This window comes from Paenibacillus sp. FA6 (assembly GCF_051550225.1).
Classification (GTDB): domain Bacteria; phylum Bacillota; class Bacilli; order Paenibacillales; family Paenibacillaceae; genus Paenibacillus_AQ.
On the sequence record NZ_CP188820.1, the window covers coordinates 5,034,609 to 5,060,382 of the forward strand.

17 protein-coding genes are annotated in these 25,774 nt (G+C 43.6%); all 17 read left to right on the plus strand.

Translation table 11 applies throughout. The features are described from left to right. Nucleotide 1: 1 nt before the first annotated feature. The 17 genes from ACP8HI_RS22900 (at nt 2) to ACP8HI_RS22980 (ending at nt 25,746) form a co-directional block, all read left to right on the plus strand. Entirely contained in the window at nt 2-1,573 is a 1,572-nt protein-coding gene (locus tag ACP8HI_RS22900) for a response regulator transcription factor (protein ID WP_438348423.1), read from the plus strand. Nucleotides 1,574-2,098: 525 nt separating this feature from the next. Then, nucleotides 2,099-4,729: a family 16 glycosylhydrolase gene (locus tag ACP8HI_RS22905; protein ID WP_438348424.1), complete on the plus strand. Its 2,631-nt coding sequence runs from the start codon at nt 2,099-2,101 to the stop codon at nt 4,727-4,729. 642 nt (nt 4,730-5,371) lie between these two features. Beyond that, nucleotides 5,372-6,901 (plus strand): malate:quinone oxidoreductase, encoded by a 1,530-nt coding sequence (locus ACP8HI_RS22910; RefSeq protein WP_438351954.1) that lies wholly within the window; start codon nt 5,372-5,374, stop codon nt 6,899-6,901. A gap of 411 nt (nt 6,902-7,312) precedes the next feature. Then, nucleotides 7,313-8,941 carry a helix-turn-helix domain-containing protein gene (locus ACP8HI_RS22915; RefSeq protein WP_438348425.1) on the plus strand — a complete coding sequence of 543 codons (1,629 nt, stop codon included), beginning with the start codon at nt 7,313-7,315 and terminating at the stop codon, nt 8,939-8,941. Between the two features lie 98 nt (nt 8,942-9,039). Then, nucleotides 9,040-10,059 (plus strand): ABC transporter substrate-binding protein, encoded by a 1,020-nt coding sequence (locus tag ACP8HI_RS22920; RefSeq protein WP_438348426.1) that lies wholly within the window; start codon nt 9,040-9,042, stop codon nt 10,057-10,059. Between the two features lie 119 nt (nt 10,060-10,178). After that, on the plus strand, nt 10,179-11,195 hold the full coding sequence (locus ACP8HI_RS22925; RefSeq protein WP_438348427.1) for a FecCD family ABC transporter permease: 1,017 nt from the start codon (nt 10,179-10,181) through the stop codon (nt 11,193-11,195). Beyond that, on the plus strand, nt 11,188-12,234 hold the full coding sequence (locus ACP8HI_RS22930) for a FecCD family ABC transporter permease (protein ID WP_438348428.1): 1,047 nt from the start codon (nt 11,188-11,190) through the stop codon (nt 12,232-12,234). The genes ACP8HI_RS22925 and ACP8HI_RS22930 overlap by 8 nt, the downstream gene beginning before the upstream one ends. Before the next feature lie 12 nt (nt 12,235-12,246). Continuing rightward, nucleotides 12,247-12,993, plus strand: a complete 747-nt coding sequence (locus ACP8HI_RS22935) for an IucA/IucC family C-terminal-domain containing protein (RefSeq protein WP_438348429.1) — start codon at nt 12,247-12,249, stop codon at nt 12,991-12,993. Continuing rightward, the gene (locus tag ACP8HI_RS22940; protein WP_438348430.1) at nt 12,990-13,796 is read left to right on the plus strand and encodes an ABC transporter ATP-binding protein; all 807 of its coding nucleotides are present in this window, start codon (nt 12,990-12,992) and stop codon (nt 13,794-13,796) included. Before ACP8HI_RS22935 ends, ACP8HI_RS22940 begins: the two co-directional genes overlap by 4 nt. Before the next feature lie 398 nt (nt 13,797-14,194). After that, complete coding sequence (locus ACP8HI_RS22945) at nt 14,195-14,875, plus strand: response regulator transcription factor (protein WP_438348431.1); 681 nt, start codon at nt 14,195-14,197, stop codon at nt 14,873-14,875. Continuing rightward, nucleotides 14,872-16,605, plus strand: a complete 1,734-nt coding sequence (locus ACP8HI_RS22950) for an ATP-binding protein (RefSeq protein ID WP_438348432.1) — start codon at nt 14,872-14,874, stop codon at nt 16,603-16,605. Before ACP8HI_RS22945 ends, ACP8HI_RS22950 begins: the two co-directional genes overlap by 4 nt. Beyond that, nucleotides 16,598-17,143, plus strand: coding sequence for a hypothetical protein (locus ACP8HI_RS22955; protein ID WP_438348433.1), 546 nt, complete (start codon nt 16,598-16,600; stop codon nt 17,141-17,143). The genes ACP8HI_RS22950 and ACP8HI_RS22955 overlap by 8 nt, the downstream gene beginning before the upstream one ends. A gap of 13 nt (nt 17,144-17,156) precedes the next feature. Beyond that, nucleotides 17,157-17,663, plus strand: a complete 507-nt coding sequence (locus ACP8HI_RS22960; RefSeq protein WP_438348434.1) for a hypothetical protein — start codon at nt 17,157-17,159, stop codon at nt 17,661-17,663. Nucleotides 17,664-17,870: 207 nt separating this feature from the next. Then, nucleotides 17,871-18,275, plus strand: a complete 405-nt coding sequence (locus tag ACP8HI_RS22965; protein ID WP_438348435.1) for a hypothetical protein — start codon at nt 17,871-17,873, stop codon at nt 18,273-18,275. Between the two features lie 46 nt (nt 18,276-18,321). Continuing rightward, entirely contained in the window at nt 18,322-22,704 is a 4,383-nt protein-coding gene (locus ACP8HI_RS22970; protein WP_438348436.1) for an S-layer homology domain-containing protein, read from the plus strand. Nucleotides 22,705-22,897: 193 nt separating this feature from the next. Further along, nucleotides 22,898-24,628 (plus strand): ATP-binding protein, encoded by a 1,731-nt coding sequence (locus tag ACP8HI_RS22975; protein ID WP_438348437.1) that lies wholly within the window; start codon nt 22,898-22,900, stop codon nt 24,626-24,628. Next, on the plus strand, nt 24,628-25,746 hold the full coding sequence (locus ACP8HI_RS22980) for a response regulator (RefSeq protein ID WP_438351955.1): 1,119 nt from the start codon (nt 24,628-24,630) through the stop codon (nt 25,744-25,746). Before ACP8HI_RS22975 ends, ACP8HI_RS22980 begins: the two co-directional genes overlap by 1 nt. The last annotated feature ends 28 nt before the right edge of the window (nt 25,747-25,774 follow it).

Below are 25,774 nucleotides of genomic sequence, written 5' to 3' on the forward strand. Positions count from 1 at the left end.
CATGATCAACATTCTGATTGTGGACGATCAAAAGCACATACGCGATGGCCTGCAGGCCATGCTGCGGCAATTTCCTCTGCAGCTTGACACCATTTACTGTGCTGTCAACGGGATTGAGGCGTTGCAAATATTACGTCAGCACAGCATCCAGTTGGTAATTACCGATATCATGATGCCGGACATGGATGGACTTACGCTAATGGCGCACACCAAAGAGGAACGTATCAAGGTAGATTACCTGATTATTAGCGGATATAGCGATTTTGCTTATGCCCAACAAGCCATTGGACTTGGGGCAAAGGGCTACCTACTCAAGCCTGTGAAGAGCGAGGATCTGCAAACCGCGATAGAGCATGTATGGCAGGAGATAAGAACACAGCAGGAGCTCTCGCGCAATATGAAGCATTTATCCCGCCGCGCCCGGGAGACAGATCGCAAAGAGTTGTGCATGTTTATGCAGGGCGCCGTCAACGATGAGGCATGGGTCCTACAGACCCAGCAGCAAAATCCAGAGCTGTGGCGCAACTACCGCCTGTGCCTGCTGCGGGAGGAGCTATGGATTAACCAACCGGGGGCAAGCAGTGCCCATAGGATGGAATCTATTGCCTACGGCGTATACGGCAGGCGGGGGTGTATATGCCTGCAACACGGCCCGCACCTGATCCTTGCCGTTGATGCGGCTGTAGATACGGGTGCTTTGCCCGCCGCACTCAAGGCAGGACAGATTGATGCCATCACTGCTATGACCGACCCGCAGCAAGGATTAAAGGGGCTACCGAGCAGCTATATACAAGTGTTGGATCTATACCGCAACAGCTACTTGTTTCCAGATAAGCGCTGCATCCTGCCAACGCATATTGAGCGTCTGGAGCAGCAGTGGCAACTTCCCCATGAGGAGTTATATGCCCTGTTCCAATTAATCGGCGCCAACAACAGCGGTAAAATCACTCAAGGGATTTCCACTATTTTCCACAAAGGTGTGCTGCAACGCTATCACATCCGCTACACACAGCAGCTATGTCGCGCCACGGTACAGATGCTGGAGGAATATGAGCGTGTTATCCGCCCCTACATGGGGGAAGAAGCGCTGGATATTGAATGTTTGCGTAATCTTTTCGATTATCCGGGCATTCGCGATTATATACAGGCATTGCAACAGCAGTTGCTTCGGCTTAACCAGTTTTATTATGAATATAAGTGCAGTTATCGCAACACGCAGGACTTGAACGAAGCGATCCGCTTTATACATGAAAGTTACCATAAGCCATTGGACTTGGCGATGGTATCCAATCACGTGTCACTTAATTATGCCTATTTCTCAAACCTGTTTAAGAAGAATATCGGCAAAGGCTTTGCAGAATACCTGCGTGATGTGCGCCTGGATAAAGCTCGGCGGCTGCTGGCTGAAACCGAATATAAAATCGTCGAGGTGGCTGCCATGGTAGGGTATGAAAGCTACAAAAGCTTTACACGGGCATTTCGGGATGTGATGGAGATGCAACCCACAGAGTACCGGCAGCTGATGCGGCGGAAGTATGAAAGTGAGGGGAGATACCATGACACAGTGCTATGAATCGGGCGATATCGCTGTTGTCGCACCTTCTTTCGCATCAAAACCCAAAAAAATGGGTCATAACAAAAACAAATGTACCTTTTCATCTGATTACTATATTAGATACAATAAAGGTGCCCACAAATGTAAGCGGTTTCCTTAATGCACACACAGAACCGTTCGCATAAAAACATCGAAGGAGCCGCAGGCCCGAAGGGAGCGGAACTACTTTACCAGAAAGCCCGAGAGTCCGTCGGTCCCACAGAAGGTGTTACAGTAACACAACATGAGCTCAAATATCTGGAATAGTATGCCATGCTGTGCATGCAGATCTTGCTGCAAATTGGAATCAGTCTGTGAGCAGTAAGCTTACCCGCGTATTGTTCGAACTAAGTCGTAAACAGAAGGACTATACGGTTCTTAAGCGAGGTGATAATGACTACCTTTCCCGTTAACAGGTACATCCCCTATTTTCACTTTCTATTAAGTATTATTTTCAAGTGCTTTGTACGGCAAAAACATTAATTTATTGAGGGAGGGAAATTTATGAATTGGAAGCAGTCTCGAAATACGGATAAATGGTATAAGCAAGGGGTATTGAGTTTGGTCTTGGCAGTAGTTATGTTGGTTAGCACGGGCCTATTGCCAACACCGAGGGTTCAGGCCATTGAGGGAACAGCAACCACAGTTACCTCTATGGCTTACTTTTCAGCAACAGACGGGCCGGTAATCTCAAAATCAGGGGTTGGGCAAGCTAGTTACGGGTTTGTAATGCCTATATTCAACGGTGGCTCCACCACCTGGAATGATGTTTCCAATGACTTGGGTGTAAATGTTAAAGTCAATGGCAACTGGGTCGACATTGACAGTGCTGGCGGATATATCTATAACCAAAACTGGGGGCACTGGAGCGATGGAGGCATGAATGGCTATTGGTTCACCCTCTCCGCAACGACAGAGATTCAGCTGTTCTCCAAGGCGAATGGGGTTACACTTGAATATACACTTATATTTCAAAACATAAACAAAACAACCATCACTGCTATGACGCCTACACAAGGACCGCAGATTACAGCAGGTTTTACAGGTGGTGCAGGCTTTACCTATCCTATTTTCAACAATAATCCGGCCATAATCTATGACGCCGTGGCTGATGATTTGAAGGTGTATGTAAAACCTGTAAACAGCAGTACATGGGTGGATATTGACAATAATGCAGCCAGTGGTTGGATATATGATAGTAACTTCGGCCAATTCACCGAAGGAGGCGGTGGCTACTGGTTTACAGTAACGGAGTCTATCGATGTTAAATTAGAATCCAAAACCTCTTTGGCTAACGTAGTTTATACAATTAACTTTAATGTGCCAGTAAGAAATTCATATATCATTACCCCTTATGATGGAACGACCTTAACAGCAGATGTCAAGGGTAGCATAGGCATACCGCTTCCAAAAATTGACGGGGAAGCACCAATAGGCACTGAGCTTGGAAACTTCGTATACCAGATCAACACTAACGGACAATGGGTAGATATGGGGGACTCCAGTCAGAGCGGATTTGCATACTCTGGCAATGGTTACAATAACATGTCAGATGCCAATCAGTGGGGATATTGGGCCGATTATATCTATGGGCTCTGGTTCCAGCCAATTCAGGTGGATATGCAGATACGTATTGGCTATCCATTAAATGGGCAGGCAGGTGGAAGTGTCGGCAACAATTTCGTCTACTATACTTTGATAGGCAATCCAGATGCTCCCCGTCCGGATGTAACCGATCAAGAGGATATTGCAATCGGAACACCGAGCGACCCGACTATCGCGGGCATGAATCATATTTGGCAGGATGAATTTAATGGAACAGAGCTCGATACGAGCAAATGGAACTATGAACAAGGTTATTATATCAGCAACGACCCGAATAGCTGGGGTTGGGGCAATGCGGAGTTGGAGCACTATACAGACAGTGCTCAAAATGTATTTGTACAGGACGGTAAGCTGAATATCAGGGCGTTGAACGATCCAAAGTCCTTTCCGCAGGATCCAAGTCGGTATGCACAATACTCCTCCGGTAAAGTTAACACCAAGGATCATATTTCCTTCCAGTACGGCAGAGTGGACATTCGTGCAAAGCTGCCTACAGGCAATGGCGTCTGGCCGGCACTTTGGATGCTTCCAGAAGATTCTGTTTATGGTGCATGGGCGGCCTCTGGCGAAATTGATATTATGGAAGCGAAAGGACGTTTGCCCGGCACTACCAGCGGTGCAGTACACTTTGGCGGACAATGGCCTGTGAATAGATATATTGCTGGTGAATATCACTTCGCTGAAGGGGAAACCTTTGCAGATGATTACCATGTGTATTCGATGATCTGGGAAGAGGATAATATCAAATGGTATGTGGATGGCAAGTTTTTCTTCAAAGTTACCAGAGATCAATGGTATTCCGCAGCTGCACCGAACAATCCGAATGCACCTTTCGATCAGCCTTTCTACATTATTATGAATTTGGCTATTGGCGGGCACTTTGACGGCGGTCTGGTCCCAGATCCAGCCGATATTCCTGCAACGATGCAGGTCGATTATGTGCGTGTTTATAAAGAAAGTGACGGAAATTCTGAAAACGTGTCAGTTACCGGTGTAACTTTAAATAAGACCACTGCGCAGATGGAAGTAGGCAAGAATGTGCAGTTAAATGCCAATGTAGCACCTTCTAATGCAACGAATAAGCAGGTAACTTGGGCCGTTTCCAATACCGGTGTCGCTTCCGTGAATCAGGCGGGTGTCGTGACGGGGCTTGCTCCAGGCACGACAACGGTTACGGCTACAACAGTTGATGGCAATAAGATGGCCTCCTGCACCATCACTGTTCTACCGGAGGCATCCACCATTATAACCATCGGTGATGCGGTGCGGGGCCTGAAGAAAATAGGCGATGATGTGATATTTTATGTGAATGGCGCAACCTTTGCGGATTTACACTATAAGTTAAATCATGGCGGGCAGCTAAACGTGGCCATGACCACAATGGGGAACGGTAACTATACCTATCCCGTAAATAACCTGCAATATGGGGATACCCTCGAGTACTTCTTTACTTATAATCTAGGGCAAGGGGCACTGGATACCCCACAGCTCACGTATATCCATGGGGTAACCCAAGGAACAGCAGAGTAAACAGGGTAACCCTAGCCAGACAATAGGAAATATAATATTGCTTATAACAGGCGAGGGGGAAGGCTTACATCTTCCCCCTCGCCTATCTAATTGTTTCACCCACGCCGAACTTCTGTGCAGAGAACCCAACCTAACTCCCCAAGAACGGAAATAAAAACGATGACACCCCAATCGTTCACTCCATATACGAACCTAATTTGTAAATAAGACCCAGTAGCATTGAGAAAAACAGCCAAAGCGACAGCAAGCAAGGGGTTATCCGTAAGGCAGATGAAACTGCCTTACGGATAACCCCTTGAAAATAAATGAGTATGTATGAATCACCTTTTTAAAGCTAGGCCTCTGTAAACGATTGTGTCATCAGTCGTGTGGTAAATTGTCGCTCCTAAAGTTACTCCTACCATCCTCACACCAATTCGATGAGATCGTATTTGCTGTGGTATGGGGGATAGTAAGCCAAAATGACTTTCAACTCATTACGTAGCGATTGGTTTGTGTGTTCCTAGAACCTTGCGGATGTACTTTTCACTTTTTACTAGTTTTTAATTATCAGATAATTGTAATATACTATATATGGTATAGTTGAAACAGAAAAGGTGTGACGTCTATGCAGAAGCGCAAGCGCATACATCCTTTCTGCAAATATATGGAGTAAGGAAGGTTAACATGAGCAACAGTGAAACTAAAATAGACGTCATCTTAATTGGTGCCGGAGTTATGAGTGCGACTTTGGGGACAATGCTGAAAGAATTAGTACCAGAATGGGAAATTAAAGTGTTTGAGAAGCTTGAAAACGCAGGAGAGGAAAGCTCTAACGAATGGAATAATGCGGGAACTGGGCATGCAGCATTGTGCGAGCTTAACTATACTGTCGAAAAACTAGACGGCTCTGTAGATATTAGCAAAGCTATAAATATTAATGAACAGTTTCAGGTTTCAATGCAGTTTTGGTCTTATCTTGTAAACAGTAATCTTATCCGTAATCCGCAGGACTTTATCATGCCATTGCCTCATATGAGTATGGTACAAGGGGAAGAGAATATAACTTTTTTAAAGAGACGTTTTGAAGCGATGTCAAACAATCCCTTGTTTCAAGGAATGGAATTTTCCGACGATCCAGCAAAACTGATGGAATGGATTCCGCTTATTATGCAAGGGCGTCCAGCGAATGAAGCTATAGCGGCAACAAAAATTGACTCTGGAACGGATGTCAACTTTGGTGCTTTAACGCGCATGTTGTTTGACCACTTAAAGAGTAAAAATGTCGATATAAAATACAAACATAGTGTTGATAATATTAATCGTACTAGCGATGGCTCGTGGGAATTGAAAGTGAAGAATCTCCATAGCGGTAACGTCGAACGTCATACTGCAAAATTCGTCTTTGTCGGAGGCGGGGGAGGAAGCGTTCATTTACTGCAAAAATCGGGTATTCCTGAAGGAAAACATATTGGAGGATTCCCGGTAAGCGGCCTATTCTTAGTGTGTAACAAACCGGATGTTGTAGAGCAGCATCATGCAAAAGTATACGGGAAAGCTAAGGTTGGTGCTCCGCCAATGTCTGTTCCGCATCTTGACACAAGATTTATCGACAACAAAAAGTCGTTGCTATTCGGCCCATTTGCGGGCTTCTCACCCAAGTTTTTAAAAACCGGTTCAATGTTTGATTTACTGACTTCCATAAAACCGCATAATGTTTTCACTATGTTGGCGGCAGGCGCAAAAGAGATGTCATTGACAAAATACCTGATCCAGCAAGTGATGTTATCGAAAGAAAAGCGCATTGAAGAGTTACGAGAGTTTATCCCGAACGCCAAACTCGAGGATTGGGATATAGTGGTAGCGGGTCAACGTGTGCAAGTTATTAAAGACACTGAGGCCGGTGGCAAAGGAACGCTTCAATTTGGCACGGAGGTTGTTAGTGCCGCGGATGGTTCAATCGCAGCGTTACTAGGTGCTTCTCCAGGCGCTTCTACTGCTGTTCACGTTATGCTTGAGGTAATTAATAAATGCTTCCCACAACATATAGAAGCGTGGGAGCCAAAAATAAAAGAAATGATTCCTTCTTATGGTGAGTCACTGTTGAACAACCCAGAGCTTATCCGAGAAGTTCATACTTCAACAGCGCAGACACTTGGCTTAGCGGGTAAAGAAACAAGCAAATCCGAATAACCTGTATGTTAAAGGAAGCATAAATTGCCGTTTCGGCAGATTTATGCTTCCTTTAGTTTTTTAGCGTGATCAGTTAGCTGGGGCCAGAAATTCACCCTCAGTGATGAAAATGGTTTTAGTTCTGAAATTTTCAGTAACTTCTTAACAAATTGGCCAAGAATTTTCTTGATTGTACTGATCGCTGAGAGTTTTTATATATTTAATGACGGATTGTCAAGCCAAGTGCGACAGGGCATCCATGAGAAAATGAAGGCAACAAAACAAGAGGGTTACCTCATGACCACCAGAGAATAACGACGTCATGAATGGACTTAGCGGTTCGATTTGAACATCATAAACGTCCGCAGAACTTATTGTGAATACTGAGAAGAAACAGATAAGATATAGGAAATGAAGAAAGGCGGAGCCTTCATGAAGAACGATTCTGATCATTCTAAGCAGTTATCTTCTTATATATATAAATTGGAACATATGAAGCACATCGTATCAAGCAACAATGTATTTCAACAGGATGCGTCGTTGTATGCGCTCTTGTTGTTCAAAGAGGCTACAGGCGACATCGTTATAAATGGAAGAAGATACTCATTGTCCAGGCAAAAGGTATTCATCATCCCACCTGATGCAGCAGTAAAGCTTAATATCCAAGTGAATCACCTTCCCGACTACTACCATATTCAGTTCTATGCTCTGAAGGCTGGGGACGACCGTCAATTTGTGACTGCGGATTTGCGTTGTCCAGATGAACTGATGATTCATCACTTTCACTTATTAATCGATCGTATTCATGAGATTGCAAGAAAGAGAAATAGTGAACAACCATGGGACAAAATGAAGGCCAATATTTTGTTTCAAGATTTGTTAGTCGTTCTATTTAAAGAAGCGGTTCATGAGCAAAAACCGGAATTCAATCAGGCAATAGACGTGACATTGGATTATATCGAGCAGAAATATCAATTTAATATTACACGGGAAACATTAGCGGAAATATCAGGGTTAAGTGCGGATTATTTCTCTCGTGCGTTTAAGAAAAAGGTTGGGAAAAGTCCGATCGAATATTTAACTGAAGTGAGAATTAACCATGCGAAACAACTGCTCATATTGTCTAACGCTACCTTACGTTCGATATCTCACAGCGTCGGGTTTAAAGACGAGTTTTATTTCAGTCGCAAATTTAAAGCTATGACTGGACGCTCGCCAACCTCCTATGTGAAAGAAATCAAATATTCCGACAAGATTGCTTCACTGAAGCATTTGGTAACCGGTCATTTGATTGTATTGGGAATAGAGCCTTACGCCGCTGTTATCAACAATAGTTACCCGGTGACCATCCAATTCCGCAACACAATAGTGATTGGAGATACTAATCCGGACCTGGAGAAACTGATGATAGCTAAGCCAGATATGATCGTGACGTGCGAGTATCGCGATTTTGCGAAATCTCAAAAAGAGAAAATGTTTGATTTGATCGCCCCGACCATAACGCTACCCTTCTTCCAAGACTGGCGTATTCATCTGCAGACAATTGCTAAGATCGTGGGCAAGGAGCAGGAAGCCGTCGACTGGTTGAAGCGTTATGAGAACAAATCGGAGGCGTTGAGGAAACAAATCAAATCTAAAGTTGGAAACGACACCATACTTATCGTCGGAATTGGCGAAGGGAAAATGTGCGTGTATGGTCAGCGCAACATTGGTGCGGTTGTATATGATGATCTGCAGCTAGCAGTTCCTTATGGGGTGGCTGAGATTGCTCATTACAAAGAGGTATCTCTGGACACGCTAGGTGAGTTCGATGCTGATCGCATCATATTAACTAGCTATAGGCACCATGATCATGATACAGAGGCTATTGACCAAATGATCCACAAAGAAGTAAGCATGTTGTATGCGAATCCGAAGTGGCGTGCCTTGAAAGCAGTTCGCAATAAGGCGGTTTATGATATGTACGAAAGTCAACACTTGTATACATGTTATACATCCTTGTCGCATGACTTATTGTTGGACAAGCTGGTTCAGCTACTGATGCCGGATTCGTCCAAATAGTGGACGTAAATGTCCATGTTCAGGGACGTTTATATTTGTATAATTAAGAATGAGAATCAATCTCAATTAGGGGGAGCCTAGGAAACGAGGGAAATAGAATGTTTAGATCAAGCAAGCTGGTAGTTGCTTCTATAGTTGTCGCTATGCTTATGTTATCAGGATGTGGAGCGAATAACAGCGGGAATGCAGTAGTGAAGACCAATCAGGGGGAAGTAGTTAACAACGTCAGTAATGAGCAAGAATCGGTGAATTATGAGGAACAATCAAATCAGCCCCGAGTTATTCAGCATGCGCTAGGGGATACGGAAATAGTAGGGACACCGATAAGGGTGGTCACTTTATATCAAGGGGCAAACGATACAGCTGTTGCGCTTGGCGTGAAACCCATTGGAGTCGTGGAATCGTGGGATCAGCAACCGATTTATGAATATTTAAGGGCTGATCTGGAAGGTGTAACGATGCTTGGTTCAGAGTTGCAGCCTAACTTGGAGCAGATCGCCAAGCTAAAACCAGATTTAATCATTGGCTCTAAATTTCGTCACGAAAAAATTTACCCGCAATTATCCAAGATTGCTCCAACGGTTATGGATGAAACCGTCTATGAATGGAAGGATACCTTGAGTTTAATGGCAGATACATTAAATAAGACGGAGACAGAAAAGGAATTGTTAGCTAAGTGGGACGAACGCGTAATGGATTTCAAAACGAAAATTGACGGCAAGATGCCGGCTAAAGTGGCGATTACGAACTTCCGTTCCGATCATATGAGAGTGTATTATAATAGTTATTCTGGATCGATTCTGAATGAGTTAGGTTTTAAAAATCTAGAACGTCCGGTAGGTAGTGAAGGTGAGGAGTGGGGAGAGAAGATTACGTCTAAAGAACGTATACTCGATCTGAACGTCAATGCAATTTTTAATTTTAATGCGTCAAAAGACTCTGAAATGGCTGAGAACAACTACAAAGAGTGGACGTCACATCCGTTGTGGCAGGAGCTCGATGCGGTGAAAGACAATAAAGTTTATCAAGTTGATGAGGTGTATTGGAGTACTGGCGCTGGTTATAAGTCAGCTAACCTGATGCTGGACAGCTTGTATGATTTATTTGAATTGAAATAAAGAAGTGAATGATGCTTTTGCAAGTGATCACCTGCTTTAACAATGAACAAATCATGTTCATTGTTAAAGCGGGTTTTCTCTAACATTGAAACAACTACAAACCGATGAATGGTGATTACATGATACAACTTGTTAAGCGGAATAAGAGGAAGCTGTTCGGCCTATTATTGTTAGTTGTTCTATTACTTGTTTGTATGATATCGAGCTTGATGTTCGGCAGTAAGCACTACACATTCGCTGATATTTATAGTTTGGTTACATCGTATCAAGCACAAGATACAACGCATATCATTCTTTGGAGAGAGCGGTTCCCACGAATGGTTATTGCTGTCGTTACAGGTGCCTCACTGGCCGTGGCGGGTGTTATTAGCCAGCTTATGACACGTAATCCGCTAGGTTCTCCCAGTGTTCTGGGGATAAACTCGGGTTCGATCTTTTTTATTGTCGTAGTTATCGTAATGTTTAAAGTGTCTGATTTAAACATCATTGTTTATTTTGCTTTCTTAGGGGCGTTGGTTGCAGCGTTACTCGTTTATTTACTTGGCTCAATCAGCTTTTCTGGGACAACTTCGGTGAAGATTATTTTGGCCGGCATTGCAGTGAATGCGTCATTTGTTTCTTTTACTCAGATTATTTTGATGATGAATCAAAAAGGAATGAGCGATGTTTTGTTCTGGATGGCGGGTACAATTAGCGGCCGTACGTTAGACATGATTCTGGCGGTGATGCCGTTTCTAGTCGTTGCACTCATTTCGGTGTGCTTTTTGGGAAGGTCTATGGACATATACGCATCTGGCGAAAGCGTTGCTAAAGGCTTAGGACAAAATGTGATGGTGATGAAATTGATGATGCTTGGTCTAATGGTTGTACTTGCGGGAGGTTCCTTAGCAGTAATCGGTAATGTGGCTTTTGTTGGATTGATAATTCCACACTTAGCGAGGGCTCTCGTCGGTCATTCGCATGGCTGGTTGACGACCTATTCCATTGTATTAGGAAGTATCTTCTTACTCATTGCAGATATTAGTACACGGTTAATTAATCCGCCTGGAGAAATTCCTTTAGGAGTCATCACAGGATTTATCGGAGCGCCGTTATTCATTTATATCGCATTCAAAGGAGGGCGATTACGTGGCTAGCCGCCGATGGGTCGTACGATCAAAGCATGAGAAGTTTTCATTTTTTGTCATCAAAAAAGAAGTATATAAGACGCTGGTAATAGGGGTTAGTTTAGCGCTAGTTGCTTTGCTCGGGTTAATGGTTGGGCTTGATATTATTCCATTTCATGAAGTGGTGAATTATGTGTTTCATTTAGCTCCGATTGAGAATGAATTTGCATTAGGAGAATTAAGGATGCCGCGCGTCTTAGCGGGGATGATTGTCGGTGCATCGCTCGCTGTAGCTGGTCTAATTGTACAAGGTATCATACGCAATCCGCTTGCTTCACCAGATGTTATAGGGGTGACTGGCGGAGCTACGGTAAGCGCTGTTATATTTATAACGTATTTTAGCGATTCCATAAGTGTTCAATGGACACCTATCTTTGCTGTCATTGGCGCCATTGTGGCATTCTTGATTATTTATTTGTGTTCTCTGCATCCGTTGATAACCTCCAGTCGACTTGTGTTAGTCGGAATCGGTTTGGCATCGCTTGCTAATGCACTTGTAATGTATATTCTCATCACTTCGTCAACGATGTCAGCAGAACGTGCTTATTTGTGGATGACGGGAAGCTTATATGGCGTGAATTGGTTGGAAGCCATATCGATTCTTGTCTGTTTTGTAGTTTTAATGATACTGATCTTGGGTTATAGACGAAAATTCGAACTGTACAGTTATGGTGATGTGGTAGCCGAACAGCTAGGATTACCTTTGAAACGTTTTCGAATTTTATATTTGTTTTTAAGTGCTTTATTATGTGGGATATCGGTGTCAGTAGCAGGTGGAATCGGCTTTGTTGGCTTGCTAACGCCACATATTTCTAGAAGAATCGTACGTCAACATACATCACTTCTAATCATTGTAACAGCTTGCATGGGTGCTATATTTGTTGTGCTTGCAGATTGGATCGCTCGAGTTGCTTTTCAACCACTAGATATTCCGGCAGGCGTGTTTACATCTGGAATCGGAGCGCCATTCTTTATATACTTGCTCATCAAAAATCGGAAGTCATTCTAAAGGAGGGTACCTATGGATCGTCTATTTAAACTAAAAGCATTCGATGTGTATCCCGACGATGGGATGTCTACTGAATTAGCAAGGATAACCGGCTTATTGAATGAAGGAACTAGTGAATTGTATTTGCATGAGCATATGGTGCTTATCAATGCGCCAGACTTACGGGTTACTGCTTCTATGTTCATAAAAAGGTATGCGTATCTTGTTGTATCATCTACCCTGTATAGTATGGTGGAATTCAACAGCGCGCTTCATATACCAGTGTCCGCATGTGGATTAAATAAAGAACAGAAATTAGTCATTCAAGTAAGTGCATGCGAATGGCGTGATCCGAATGGCGTGAAGCGAGACGAATGGCGTGAAAACGTGCTTCGTGAGCTGTTTACAACTCATATTACGCCGATGATACTTATATTGAATAGAGTTACGGGGATTTCCTTAGCGATATTATGGGAAAATGTAGTGATACGGATAAATTCGATCTACCGTAAAATGTCGAAGAACGAATTGGATGAGGTCAAGCTGGAGCGGCTGGAAAGTGACTTTTATTTCTTGAAGCATGCGAACGGGAATATGTTTCATTTAGAAAAAAACCCGCTCACCCGTTATATGAAATTAAGTGAGGAACAGAAAAGAAATCCATATCGAAAAACGTGCTGTTTGTATTTTAAGTTAGAAGAAGCTGCTGAAGGAAGCTGCTATTGCGACAACTGTCCTTATCGACGGAATATGACCAAGAATGAGGAATTGACATCATGAGCGAGACCAAAATCAAAGTCCAGCAACTAACATTATCATACGGTGACGCGACGATCATTGAATCCTTGAATTTAGCTATACCCAAAGGAAAGATCACTGTATTTATCGGTCGAAATGGATGTGGTAAATCGACGCTACTACATGCGATTGCTAGATTGTTGAAACCGCAGAGTGGCAGTGTATTCCTTGATGACCGAGATATCTTAAGAATGAAATCGAAAGAGGTCGCCCAAAGGCTAGCTATATTGCCTCAATCACCGCTCGCTCCGGAAGGCGTAACGGTGGAGCAACTGGTGAAGCAGGGCCGATATCCGTATCAGAGTGCATTTAAGCAATGGACGAATGAAGACGAGACAGCGGTACAGCATGCGTTGACTGTTACCAGCATGAACGAATTACGAGAACGATTTGTTCATGAATTATCCGGTGGACAACGCCAACGAGCTTGGATTGCCCTAAGTCTAGCCCAAGATACCGAAACCATTCTATTGGATGAACCAACGACATTCTTGGACATAGCTCACCAGATTGAAGTTTTAGATTTGCTGTATGATTTAAACAGAGAGCAACATCGGACAATCGTTATGGTCTTGCACGACATTAATTTAGCTTGCCGTTATGCGGATCATCTTGTAGCTATCAAAGATCGACAAGTACTTATCCAGGGAGCTCCAGAGACAATCATTACGAGCGAGAATATTGAACGTATATATGGGTTGAAATGTCGCATCGGTGTGGATAGTCAATTCGGTACACCGATCTGTTATCCCAACGGCAAAGGGAGAATGATTCCAACCTTATAGATTCCGAGAATGAATAAGGAATTAGCAGCGGGGAATTAATTAGCACAAACCTAAGTTATGTTAGAACCACATATGTATACACGGATGGGTGCCCTCAATGGGTGCCCTTTTTTAATAGCACAATTGTATGGGAAAATGGACACATCCTTCAAGTTATTTCTACTACTAGAGGCAGTTCATCATCTGTTCCAACATGATTGTTCAATAAAAGGGAGCTGTCCTTCTGACATTCATACGAAGTACACACGAAGTACACACGAGTTCTCTATACTTGGTCTTGAAGGTACAAACGGAGGTGTAGTGTACATGATGAAGAAAGTGATAACATGATGGTATAAGAGCCTTTATGTCTACATTTAAATTAAGAAGGACTGCGGGTGGATGTGGAGAGTGCGGCAATGAAACGAAGAATATTGTTAGTTGAAGATGACATGCTTATGCGTGAATTTATAACGGATTACTTCAAAAAGGAACAATGGGAAGTGTACGAAGCGGAGAACGGAAGACTCGCGCTTGAAATTTTCGAAAAGACCTCCGTTGACCTGATTGTTCTGGATATTATGATGCCTGAAATGGACGGATGGTCGGTATGCAGGCGCATTCGCGAGAAGTCGGACGTTCCAATTATCATGATCACGGCAAGGGTGGAAGACGATGATCAAATGATGGGGTTCGAGCTAGGTGCCGATGAATATGTGACGAAGCCCTTAAGCCCGAGGGTATTAGTAGCCCGCGCTACAGCATTAATGAAAAGAAAGGAAGGTACTGTTGGACGTGAAGGAGATCTGCTTATCTATGGTGATTTATTGGTGAACAGAATGGCACATACGGTATCCGTGGCGGGAAATACGATTAATTTGTCACCGAAAGAATACGATTTGCTCCTCTTTCTCACCAAGCACTATGGTAAGGTCTTGCCCCGTGATTATATTCTGAACGCGGTATGGGGATATGATTATTCGGGGGACTTACGGACAGTAGACACCCATATCAAAAAATTAAGATCAAAGCTCGGGGACGAAGGCCGATATATATGCACCGTCATTCGCGCTGGCTATAAATTTGAGATGGAAGCATGAGAAGGCATGGAGTAGTCCTTAAACTTTTCGTTGTAACGTCTGTTCTGATTTTGATTGTTTTTTCTCTAGTGATGCTTGCAGAAGGATTGTTCTTCGAGCGATATTATCGGACGTCCAAGATCAACTCATTAGAACGGAATATGAGTCAGTTCGCGGATCAATTCAAACAGGCAGAGAGTGAACAACAGGTCTCGCGGCTTCTCGGTACATTTATGAATGATAATGATACCAGTACCGCCATTTTAAATAATCAGTTTATACGAACAACCATCAATCCTTATTTTCTGGAGCTGCAAGCAGACGGCAAGACCGTTACAGTGCGTATTCCAATGAATGGAATGAAAATGGATGATATCCCGCAAGGAATTCAAATCGGCGATTTGCTGGTGATAGATGGGATTTACATGGATGAGAGAGATACCATCCTGCATCCTGTGGTCATACAGCGGATTAACTCAGACCTCGAAAAGGGTTTGGTACGTGTGAAAGGAAGGATAATGGATTTCATGCTGCCTGAGCAGCGATCGTACAATCCTTTGTATCAAGATACCCTTATAGATGAAGCGCTTCTGGACTGGATACCGAAAGCTGAACAATTTCAGTCTCATTTACAGAATGGTTCACCGGTTCAGATGGAATGGAGGGACAAATGGAGCGGTGTCGATTATGCCGTTCTCATTCGATCACTTTCAGAGGGTACCAATGGCAATCGTTATTTATTCGTCATGACCTCTCTGCAGCCAGTTGGGGAAGCAGTCGAGATACTCAAGCAATATTTTGTTTATATGGCGCCGATCATTCTTGTGCTTGTGATTATTCTGTCTTTTATTTACTCCAGAATGGTCTCACGTCCTTTAGTAATATTAAGCCGTTCGGCAGCGCGTCTTGCCAAGCTAGACTTTACCGTGCAGCCTGAAATCCATTCGAAGGATGAATTCGGGGAGCTGTCGCGAAATATGATTGCGTTGTCTCAGAATTTAGATACAACCTTAAAGGAGCTTACCCACGCCAACCAGAAACTACAGGAGGACGAGCAGCTTCGCAAAGAGTTTATCGCGAACATCTCCCATGAATTGAAAACCCCTCTAGGTATTGTTAAGGGTTTCGCGGAAGGGCTGCAGGATGGAGTGGCGAGCGAAAAAAGAGACAGGTACCTTGCCCTCATCGTGAATGAAACGGATCGGATGAATGCTTTAATTATGGATATGCTGGAGCTTTCCAAATTCGAAGTCAAAGCCATTCGGTTACAGCCTAGAAGCATATCCATTACTAATCTGATTCAAGAGGCGGCCGATTCGTTTTCTCAGCAGTTGGAGAGCAATCACCTCCAGATCAGGTTAAACAATGACGAAGAGGAAGAGTTGTTCATAAAGGCGGATTATAGACGGATCGAACAGGTTGTTCTAAATTTATTGAGTAATGCGATTCGGCATGCAGAGGAGAATAGTGTCATTACAATTGACATTAGGCGTACATTTAACGGGAAGGTAACCACGGTAATCGAGAACACCGGATTGCCCATTTCCGAGGAGGATCTAAGCCGGATATGGGATCAATTCTATCGAATTGAGCGTTCCCGGGATCGTAAATCCGGAGGGACCGGGTTAGGACTTGCGATCGTCAAACATATCTTGGAGCTTCATGAAAGCGAGTATGGTGTGGTGAATACGAATCAAGGCGTTGCATTTTATTACACATTAAATGAAAGCAGGGGAGAACCTAATGAATAACAAGAGAGTCATCTATCTCATTTCAACTCTGTGCGTGCTGCTTCTGATCAGCGCGTGCGGTACAAACTCAAACTCAAACTCAAACTCAAACTCAAACTCAAACTCTGAAACCAATCAAGAGAACACCGCTGTTACGGAGCCAGCTGAAACCAATCAAGAGAATACTGCTGTTACGGAGCCAGCTGAAGCCAATGATAATTCAGCTAACACCGACGAGGAAATTTTAATTATTATCGATCAGACGCCGAAACCAATGGAGGGAAATAGCTTTGATTTTGCAGTGAACAAGGTCCCAGAAGGATTTACTCTAGCCGAAATCCAGTGGATCTCCAAGGATAACCTGATTGTAAACTCGCTTCAAGATGCCATTCAGCACGGAGCCGATGGGGAAGATGGATTTTACATTAGTGGAAATGGAGAATTTATGGGTTTCATATACCCGGATACGATGAAAGGTGAGAAAGGTCAGGTTATATTCCTATTCAAAGATGCGGAAGGTAAAGAGTTAACTTGGAAAAAAACGTTAACATTAAACTAGTAGGAGAAGATGAATGATGAGAAATATTCTTTTCATATGTGTCATCTTCGCTTTCTTCGGTGTGGGATGCAGTAACAATAATGAGGCGAACTCAGATAAGATGAGTCCGCCAGCAAACCATCAGGAGGAGAGTACGGATATCAATGCCGATGAGAATCCGCAACTTACGCTGGAGCAATACATTCAGGCCATCGCCAATCAGGACGCTGAAAAGTTGGTCGAGTTATACGGTGGTAGCTATGAGGGTCTCAAAAGTCTATCTCCTGATACGGACCCTGATGACGAGCAAGAATTATTCAATCAGTATTTAAAGATGATACCTAAGATTTCCCTTAAAGAAATTCTTGATCAGCCCGAAGAAAGCAAGGATGAATATAAATTTGTGATTACGTTTAAGCAGGAAGACGGAACCTTGTTCCAGACTAGGGAGTTTGACACGATCACCGATAAGTTTACCTACACAGTTAAAAGAGTCGACGGTAAACTGAAAGTAACGGAGCTCCCTCCTTATCAGGCCTAGTCTACGGTCAGACAGAAAGCAGCCAATTGTGGCTGCTTTTTTGTTGGTATACGTTACCTATCGTTAGTATGAAGTGATAACCGCTCAATATCTGATTTATGGCGTCATAAAATTTCGAACGGTAGGAAGAATAGAGAAGGTTAGTATTGTGTTGCTTACTTTCGATTAAACATCATGAGGAATTATGGATGTGACTAGAGAACAAATTTGCCATCATTACAGGTAGTGGTTCAGGAACAGGTAAGGATAATCGGGTTTTCATCAATAAGATGTGGAGACAAAGAGAAAGTTGGAAACAGGCTATTTTTTTTGCTTGTTACGCTGGTCATCATTTTTATCTTTGATTCTGGTATGGCGTTTAGTCTGCTGCAGCCAATTCTGTTCTTGGGATTTTTCGGATTTGAACTGAGTTTGGAGACAAGTGGTAATCCAGGTGATTATAAGTTGATGCTGATACACTTTTTTGAAATTATCGTTTGCGGGGCAATTTCTTTTGTTCAAGAACCTGAAATTCAATCTTTCACCTATAGGATTCCCTATCTATCTACCTACTTATCTACTTTTCTAGTAATGCCAAGTTTCTTTCATAATTCTTTCATTGCGATGTGTTAGTGTTCATAACGAATAAACATTTCTATATGAGTAATGGAGGAATAAAATGAGACGATTTATGAAGTTTTTTCTTGTTACAGCGCTAGTGCTGTCAACTTTAGGAGGGAATTTGGCGGCTTTACCTGTTGCGAATGCCGCAGCAGCGGATACGTCAGTGAGGTTCGAAGAGATTGATATGGGGTGGGCCGAGGATGCGTTCACCTTTCCTAATCGAGGTGGCATGGAGAAAGTTCAGCAGATAGAGTCGAGCTCGACTGATGATCTATTCGTCATTGCACAGCTGCCCATGGGGAACAAAAGGGACATCTTCCATTTCGGAACGGATGGCACGTATCATGGCTTACTAGTCGATCGAGATCAACTTGCTAGGGAGGTGGCTGGGGCTTCTTGGCTGGCCGGTGGCGCATTGGACTTCTATCCTGAGCAGATTGTATTCTCAGAGGAAGCAGACGGAAATTATTTATATATCATTCACAAACAAAGCGATACGGTCCGTCCGATGTTGAAGTATGATTTGGACGCAAAGACGATCGTGGATGCTGAAGTCGTTATATTCTCTGAAGAGATCACATCCATTCAGAAAGTATACGATGGATTGATGTACGCAGCAGCAAATCAAATGGATAAGTATTATACCATTGACCCTACAGACGCGAATCCTAGCATCACGACAAATACGACGACCTGGGGTAAATCTATTAACAGCATTGTGAAGGAGCCCGCGGGAAGCTTTGTGGTTAAGCAAAATGCTTATGTAATGGGCAATTACAATCCAGCATTTTCTTGCGATGTAGGCTGCATCCAGCTGGACGGCTGGAACTTTTCATCATTGTCCGTTTCAGCGGACGGCTCGCATGTGATGGGGGTAGCCGTACATAATAATCAGGCTAATGTGTATTTGAATGGGACGCAGCAATATGGTATCGACTTGCATGAGTATTCCGCTGAAAGCGCTATTATTGAAGTCGATAATCAAGGTACCCTATATGTTAATACGACATATGGTGGTGAAATCTTAGTCTATGAGTATGATTCGTCCAGCAATACGTATAAACTAACCGGATCCATTGGGAGTGAGCGAGAGACCAGCTATATAGATGCTGATTTGAAAATCGCCCTAGCTGAGAACGGTCATGTTTTTATTTTGGATTATTATGAAGGAAGGCTGGATGAATACGATGCATCAGGTTTATATGTTCGGAGTATGCCTCGCAACTTGGGTCATCAGCTATACAATTTAGCCTATTATAATGGGCATTTGTATGCCGTTGATTTGAATCAGAATGGGGCTGTTGTCGTTATCTCTACGAATGATTTAAGCATCATTGATACGATGTGGGAAGAGGTTTATGATATTATATTTACCCCTGATGGGCAGTTATTAGTCGCACTGGAGAATGAGATTCAGCAATATTCGGTCAATCCTTCTAATAATGAGCTGACTCTGATACATACCTATCCATTCACAGGCTACAGTCTTTCTATGCATACGGATGGTGAGCATGTGACGATCGCTGATGTAAACAGCGGTTGGATTCATATTATTAATTATACAACGTATCAATCGAGCCAGTTGAAGAAGGATTATAGCTATTCAATGACCTGGATGGACTCCTCGGGGCTGATTGCTCAGAAAGACTATAATGGTGGTTGGCAAATTACCCATCCAGACTCTGGGGTACTTTATAAGGCTTCAGAAGTTAGTTACGGGGATAGTCCACTATATATTGGCGATCGGCAAATGATGTTTCCGAAAACCTATTATGATGAAGTCAAACAGGAAATACGGACAGAGCTAGTTGGTCTGCGGATCGTTGCTCCTAATCTGGAAGATGTCCCTGTGTTCTCCAATGTGCAGGATGAGCGTCAGGTCATAACAGGAACATCAGTTGTAGGGAATACGCTGGACTTGGGCATCGACTTTCCAATGAATGGAGAAATAGTGCGAAGGTTAAAAATAGATCGATCCTCCAAAACAGATATATACTTCGAGGAATACCCGCTTATTGGAATCAATTTCGCAAAGTCTCCCGGTCAGATCTATCATGTTGTGGTCGGTGGGCAAGTGGGTAAACGCCAAGCTATTCTCCAATTTAACAATATAAATAATGATTGGAAAGAAGGTACCGTTCAATTTATCTTCTTCGAAGAAACAGGCGAGATTCAAGCTCAGTTTGAGAAACATCAGCCAAGTGATGGGGAAGAAATCAATTTAAGAGAAACGATTGATTGGAGTGAAACCAGGACTTGGCCAATACATCTAAGATCAGGAGAGACGATGCGCTTCATACCGAAGCGAGCGGAGTTTATTATACTCACTGGAGGAGAATACGTACCTGTTGTCCTAGAATCCACTCTGGGAAGACCTTTGGCACCGGATTTACAGACACCAGCCTTCGGTACGGTATTTCCTGAGGACACGCCAGAGGTTACCTTCACCTGGGATAACCCGAATGCGGATGCGGATTATGACCGAACGATCGTATTAGTGGCAACGGATCCGAAATTTAAAAATGTAGTGGAAACAAAGGAATTAACAAATGAAACGTCATATACGATGGATACGAGTCATTTATATGCTGGGATTCCTTATTACTGGAAGGTAGTAGCTGCGAAGACGGGCGATGTAGTCTTTGACTATTCAGCGAATGGAGCCTTCAGTATAGAGAACTGGTCCGTCTCTCTAGCCATATATGATGAGGAAGCGACATCAGCATATGGAACGTATGAAGTGTTATCCAGTGATTTGGATCAATTTATTGAAAGCGGAATTGCGGTCAGTACGTCACCGAATCCATCGGTTACAGATGCAGTCTATTCCACCGCATTGCAGAGTCCGGGGCAGCAGCGTATCGAACTAACGGGGCTGCAACCAGATACAACATACTATGCTCGCTCGTATGCAGTAACCGAATGGGACACGCGCTACAGCGGCAACATAAGCTTCACAACACTTCCTTTCGTTCATCCTGTTTCATTAGCAGGGATTTCTTTCTCTCCGACTGTTGTAGAGAATGTATATCATGCGACTATACCGTATGAGATATCGAGTACCCAAGCAACATACGACCAAACGTTAAATATCACGGATGCGAGATTGTATATGAATCAGACCGAGCTTATGTGGGAAGATAATATACCGCTTCAAGTAGGCTTGAATACATTCCGGGCTGAAATGTTGCTGGATGGAACACCTCAGATTTATACGATCAACGTCACTAGAGAGCCAGCGCGACCTAATGTGGTCCCACCGATTGGACCGTCAGGCGGGCCAACAAATACTTCAGTCAATGCACAGCAATCGGTAAAGCAGGAATATGACATTCGAGTGAATGGTGTCGGTCATAAAGCCACATTAGTCAGTGACGAATGGATCATCGCTTCAACAGCTACTGAGGAAAGCATTGTCGTTGAGATTGAGAAGCGAGCATGGGATCAATTGTTTGTTCCCCAAGGATTCGTCCAGGTGGAGCATCAAGAGGTTGTCTATCGCTTTCCGATTACAGAAATCACTACTGATTCGGTATTGAAGCAGCTTCAGGCAACGGAGCAATCGAATCTATTGTTTGTACTCTCGATGAAATGGGAGAAGGATAAGCTTGGGGAAATCGTACCTTTGGATGGGATGGAAGTGGTGAATACCCCGATATCCTTAGCTCTCCAAGTGAAGTATGAGAATCGGTCTGCTTCGATTGAACGATTCGCTAAGTTCGCGAAGCTTCGGCTTCCGGTGAAGGATGCTAACTTTACGACCGCTGTGGAATGGAGACCCAATGGCTTAGCACATATTCCAACGAGAAAAGTGCAACAAGGAAATCAATGGTTTGCTGAGATTAGCAACACAACCAATGGTATATTCACACTTGTACAGTACAAGGACTCTTTTCATGATGTAGGAGGAAATTGGTCGCAACGGATTGTGGAAGATATGGCTTCTCGTGTCATTGCCAACGGCTTTGAGGACGGTAGCTATCAGCCGAACACTTGGGTGACCAGAGCCCAGTTTGCCGCGTTTGCTGTACGGACGTTTGGCTTTGGAGTGATGCCTTATGATCGTCGATTCGATGATGTTGCATCAACGGATTGGTATGCAGATGCTGTTGAAACAGCTGTACAATACGGAATCATCCAAGGCTATGAGGATCGTACATTCCGAGGTGAGGATTTGATCACACGGGAGCAGGCGATTGCTATGCTGACTCGGATCACGAAGATGATGGAGTTGAGAACAGAAGCGTCGATAGATCACCTTCAAGAGTACGAGGATGCATATGTAGTATCCGAATGGGCGAAGGCGGATGTCAATATGGCGCTTGCGCTTGGGATTATAGAGGGGCGCGGTAAAGCTATGTTATCCCCGGATGCCTGGATGACCCGTGCGGAAATGGCTGCGATCTTCTACAGATGGTTGACTCATATCAAACGCTAGTAGCAGTTATCCACTGTAAAAGAGATCGAACTAAAGGAAGTCGAAATGAGCACTGTGATGGTGCTTGTTTCGGCTTTTTTTATTTAAAATTTGGAGGGTCTTACATTGCACTTGATAGTTTCGTATACTATATTGAGAGAATCGAGGATAAATTTATTCATCTTTTTACGTCAAACTTAAGGGGAACTACCCCATGGATCCTATTATAGAGCTTGTTTTGATGATTGCATCGTTGATCATGATGGGCATCATTTTATTTTTTATGTATAGGTTTAGAAGAGAACGCGGAGTAAGTTACCTCATGGGCTTAATCGTGTGCCGGATTATTTACTCCATTGGTATCATTATGGAGAAAAGCAGCTATGAATTAATGGAAAAGCTTCTTTTTCGCAATATTCAGAATACAGCGCTTAATTTTATCGTACCTTTCTTTATCCTATTCGTGTATCACTTGATTGGTCGCGACAAAATATTAAAGCTTCGATGGAAGATCATGCTGTTCTCGGTATTCGCGCTCTGGTCGCTGCTGTCGTGGTTCGATCCTGTGCTTCATGTGATTTATCGTACGATTGAACTGTATAACGGTCATTTAGTCACGACGAGGACCATCTATTCAGTCGCTTTCTCAGTCACTTGTTACTGCATCCTGGCTATATGTCTTTATATTCTATTACAGTATGTACGGAATATCCGTAGCGATTTTCGTAGACCAGGGATGTTGATTCTGTTTCTGAGTTCATTTCCGCTTGTGCTTGAGATACTAAAATTCACGAATCCCGAATGGTCGTCCTGGTTACTTTCGTTCTCGGTTTACTGTGGAATTATCGGAACGATTATGCTGGTCATTACGCTGCGGATTAAGTTCTTCTCTACCGTTCCGATTGCTAGGAATATTGTGCTTGATACGCTGCAGGAAAGTATTGTGATAGCGAATGCTTCGGGTAGAATTATCGACAGCAACAAACAGGCTTCCCAATGGTTCTCAGAGATGGGGTATGATACTATTTACGGTCGGAATATGGTGGAGCTACTGGCGCCTTGGCCGGAATGGTATAAGCTGTGCAAGTCCATGCAACAGGGGCGTGTAGAGATTGCTACTTGGGTGGATGCAGAAAGAAAGGTTTACAGCGTGAACGTATATCCGCTACGTATATTAGGTAAGCAGGGGCAGGGCAGTATTTCCCTTATGGTTGATATTACGGAGAAAGAGCGGCATCTAGAGCAGGTTGCACAGCTCAACCAGTTGAAGGATCAGCTGTTTACGATCGTGTCGCATGATATTCGTAGTCCATTAGCGTTGCAATTTCAACTCGTTGAGTTGTTGGAAGAAGATAGAGAGCGTTTCGATCCGGATCATCGGGAAATCATTGAGACGCTAGGTGACCAGATTCGTAATACACTTGGCATGGCTAATAATTTGTTAGAATGGTTCCGCAGTCAGCGGGAAGACATGGCACTTCGTCCACAGTTATTGGAGTTGTCTGAGGTTGTGGAGGATTGTTGTCATATGCTACATATTAAAAGTGAGGCTAAACAGATAAGCGTGAATCACACGATTCCCTCAGGCACTCAAGTATATGCTGACCGTGAAGCGATTGGCTTAATCATCCGGAATTTATTATCCAACGCCATCAAATTTACCGGATTGGGCGGTTCAGTTCATGTGTATGCCGGGTTATCAGGGGATATGGTTACTGTTTCCATCGGCGATAACGGGGTGGGGATGGAAGAGGAGCAGGTTCGTCAGCTATTTGCTGAGAAGGAGCTCAACTCACTGGCTGGCACTATGGGAGAAAAGGGAGCGGGACTTGGACTGCTCGTAAGTCGGCAGTTCGTGCAGCTAAGTGGCGGAAGTTTATGGGCGGAGAGCACACTAGGGCAAGGAAGCGTATTTCACTTCACTATGAAAGGCGGAGCAGAGTGATGAAAGTTCTCATCGTTGATGATGAGCCAGCCATGTTGTTGGCTATGAAACGATTGCTGTCGGATATCGAAGATGTGGAACTTGTCGGAAGCTTCCAGAATGCGGCAGAGGTGTTAACCTTCGTACGGGACAGCGATGTGGATCTCGCATTCTTGGACATTCAGATTGCTGCGGACGATGGATTGGAGTTGGCCCGTAGCTTGCGTTCGATTCGTGTTGATCTCGACATCGTGTTTACAACCTCCCATGCGGATTTTGCTATTGAAGCTTACGATGTGTATCCATTGGACTATATGGTTAAGCCGATTTCCAGAAGGCGTCTGACGGAGACGATGAATAGAGCAGCTATTAGACGGAGTGCCTCTTCTTCCGATACTGCTACCAACCTCACACTTAATAAGCTGGTTGTTCGGGGAATGGGTTGCTTCGAGGCTAGTAGTGAGCAAGCAGGCGTAGTGAAATGGATGTCTAAGAAAAGCATGGAGCTATTCGCCTATCTACTCGTTTATCGAGGCCGAAGTGTAGCTAAAATTCGAATTTTGGAAGATATCTTTCCGGGGATGCCCCTTAAGAATGCGGAAGCGTATCTCAATACCATCGTCTATCAGCTTAGGAAAGTGTTATCGATGCATGGATTCAAGGAAATGGTCATTTCAGCGCAAGAACAGTACCGTGTAGACTTGGATCAAACCGATGTCGACTTTATTCAATTCGAACAAGGGGTGGAGGAGTTATCCGAACTCAATGAAGCAAATGGAACGAAGGCCATAGAGTTGGAGAAACAGTTTTTTGGCGAGTTGTTTGAGGATAAACTTTACGTGTGGGCCATTGTAGAACATGAGCGGTTAGTGACTGTGTACCAATTTTTTGCTAAGAGTCTTGCGAACTGGCTACTAGTACAGAAGCGATTTAGAGAAGCAGAGCAAATTGCGAGAAGAATAGTAGCCCGTAATGAATATGAAGAAGAGTCCAATTTGCTGTTACTGAATATACTCGGCGCGATGGGAGATCGGCAGTCCCTACATAACTATTATGAGCACTATACGCAATTACTGCTTCAAGAACTTGGCTTGCAGCCTTCATCGGATTTTCACCAACTTTATGAACGATATCAGTAAGCGCCTCCTCGTAAATTGAGGGGGTTCT

Bases quoted from the DNA above. Each gene is read 5' to 3' on its own strand.
- ACP8HI_RS22900 (WP_438348423.1), top strand. From the start codon at position 2: ATGATCAACATTCTGATTGTGGACGATCAAAAGCACATACGCGATGGC.
- ACP8HI_RS22905 (WP_438348424.1), top strand. From the start codon at position 2,099: ATGAATTGGAAGCAGTCTCGAAATACGGATAAATGGTATAAGCAAGGG.
- ACP8HI_RS22915 (WP_438348425.1), top strand. From the start codon at position 7,313: ATGAAGAACGATTCTGATCATTCTAAGCAGTTATCTTCTTATATATAT.
- ACP8HI_RS22920 (WP_438348426.1), top strand. From the start codon at position 9,040: ATGTTTAGATCAAGCAAGCTGGTAGTTGCTTCTATAGTTGTCGCTATG.
- ACP8HI_RS22925 (WP_438348427.1), top strand. From the start codon at position 10,179: ATGATACAACTTGTTAAGCGGAATAAGAGGAAGCTGTTCGGCCTATTA.
- ACP8HI_RS22935 (WP_438348429.1), top strand. From the start codon at position 12,247: ATGGATCGTCTATTTAAACTAAAAGCATTCGATGTGTATCCCGACGAT.
- ACP8HI_RS22940 (WP_438348430.1), top strand. From the start codon at position 12,990: ATGAGCGAGACCAAAATCAAAGTCCAGCAACTAACATTATCATACGGT.
- ACP8HI_RS22945 (WP_438348431.1), top strand. From the start codon at position 14,195: ATGAAACGAAGAATATTGTTAGTTGAAGATGACATGCTTATGCGTGAA.
- ACP8HI_RS22950 (WP_438348432.1), top strand. From the start codon at position 14,872: ATGAGAAGGCATGGAGTAGTCCTTAAACTTTTCGTTGTAACGTCTGTT.
- ACP8HI_RS22955 (WP_438348433.1), top strand. From the start codon at position 16,598: ATGAATAACAAGAGAGTCATCTATCTCATTTCAACTCTGTGCGTGCTG.
- ACP8HI_RS22960 (WP_438348434.1), top strand. From the start codon at position 17,157: ATGATGAGAAATATTCTTTTCATATGTGTCATCTTCGCTTTCTTCGGT.
- ACP8HI_RS22970 (WP_438348436.1), top strand. From the start codon at position 18,322: ATGAGACGATTTATGAAGTTTTTTCTTGTTACAGCGCTAGTGCTGTCA.
- ACP8HI_RS22975 (WP_438348437.1), top strand. From the start codon at position 22,898: ATGGATCCTATTATAGAGCTTGTTTTGATGATTGCATCGTTGATCATG.
- ACP8HI_RS22980 (WP_438351955.1), top strand. From the start codon at position 24,628: ATGAAAGTTCTCATCGTTGATGATGAGCCAGCCATGTTGTTGGCTATG.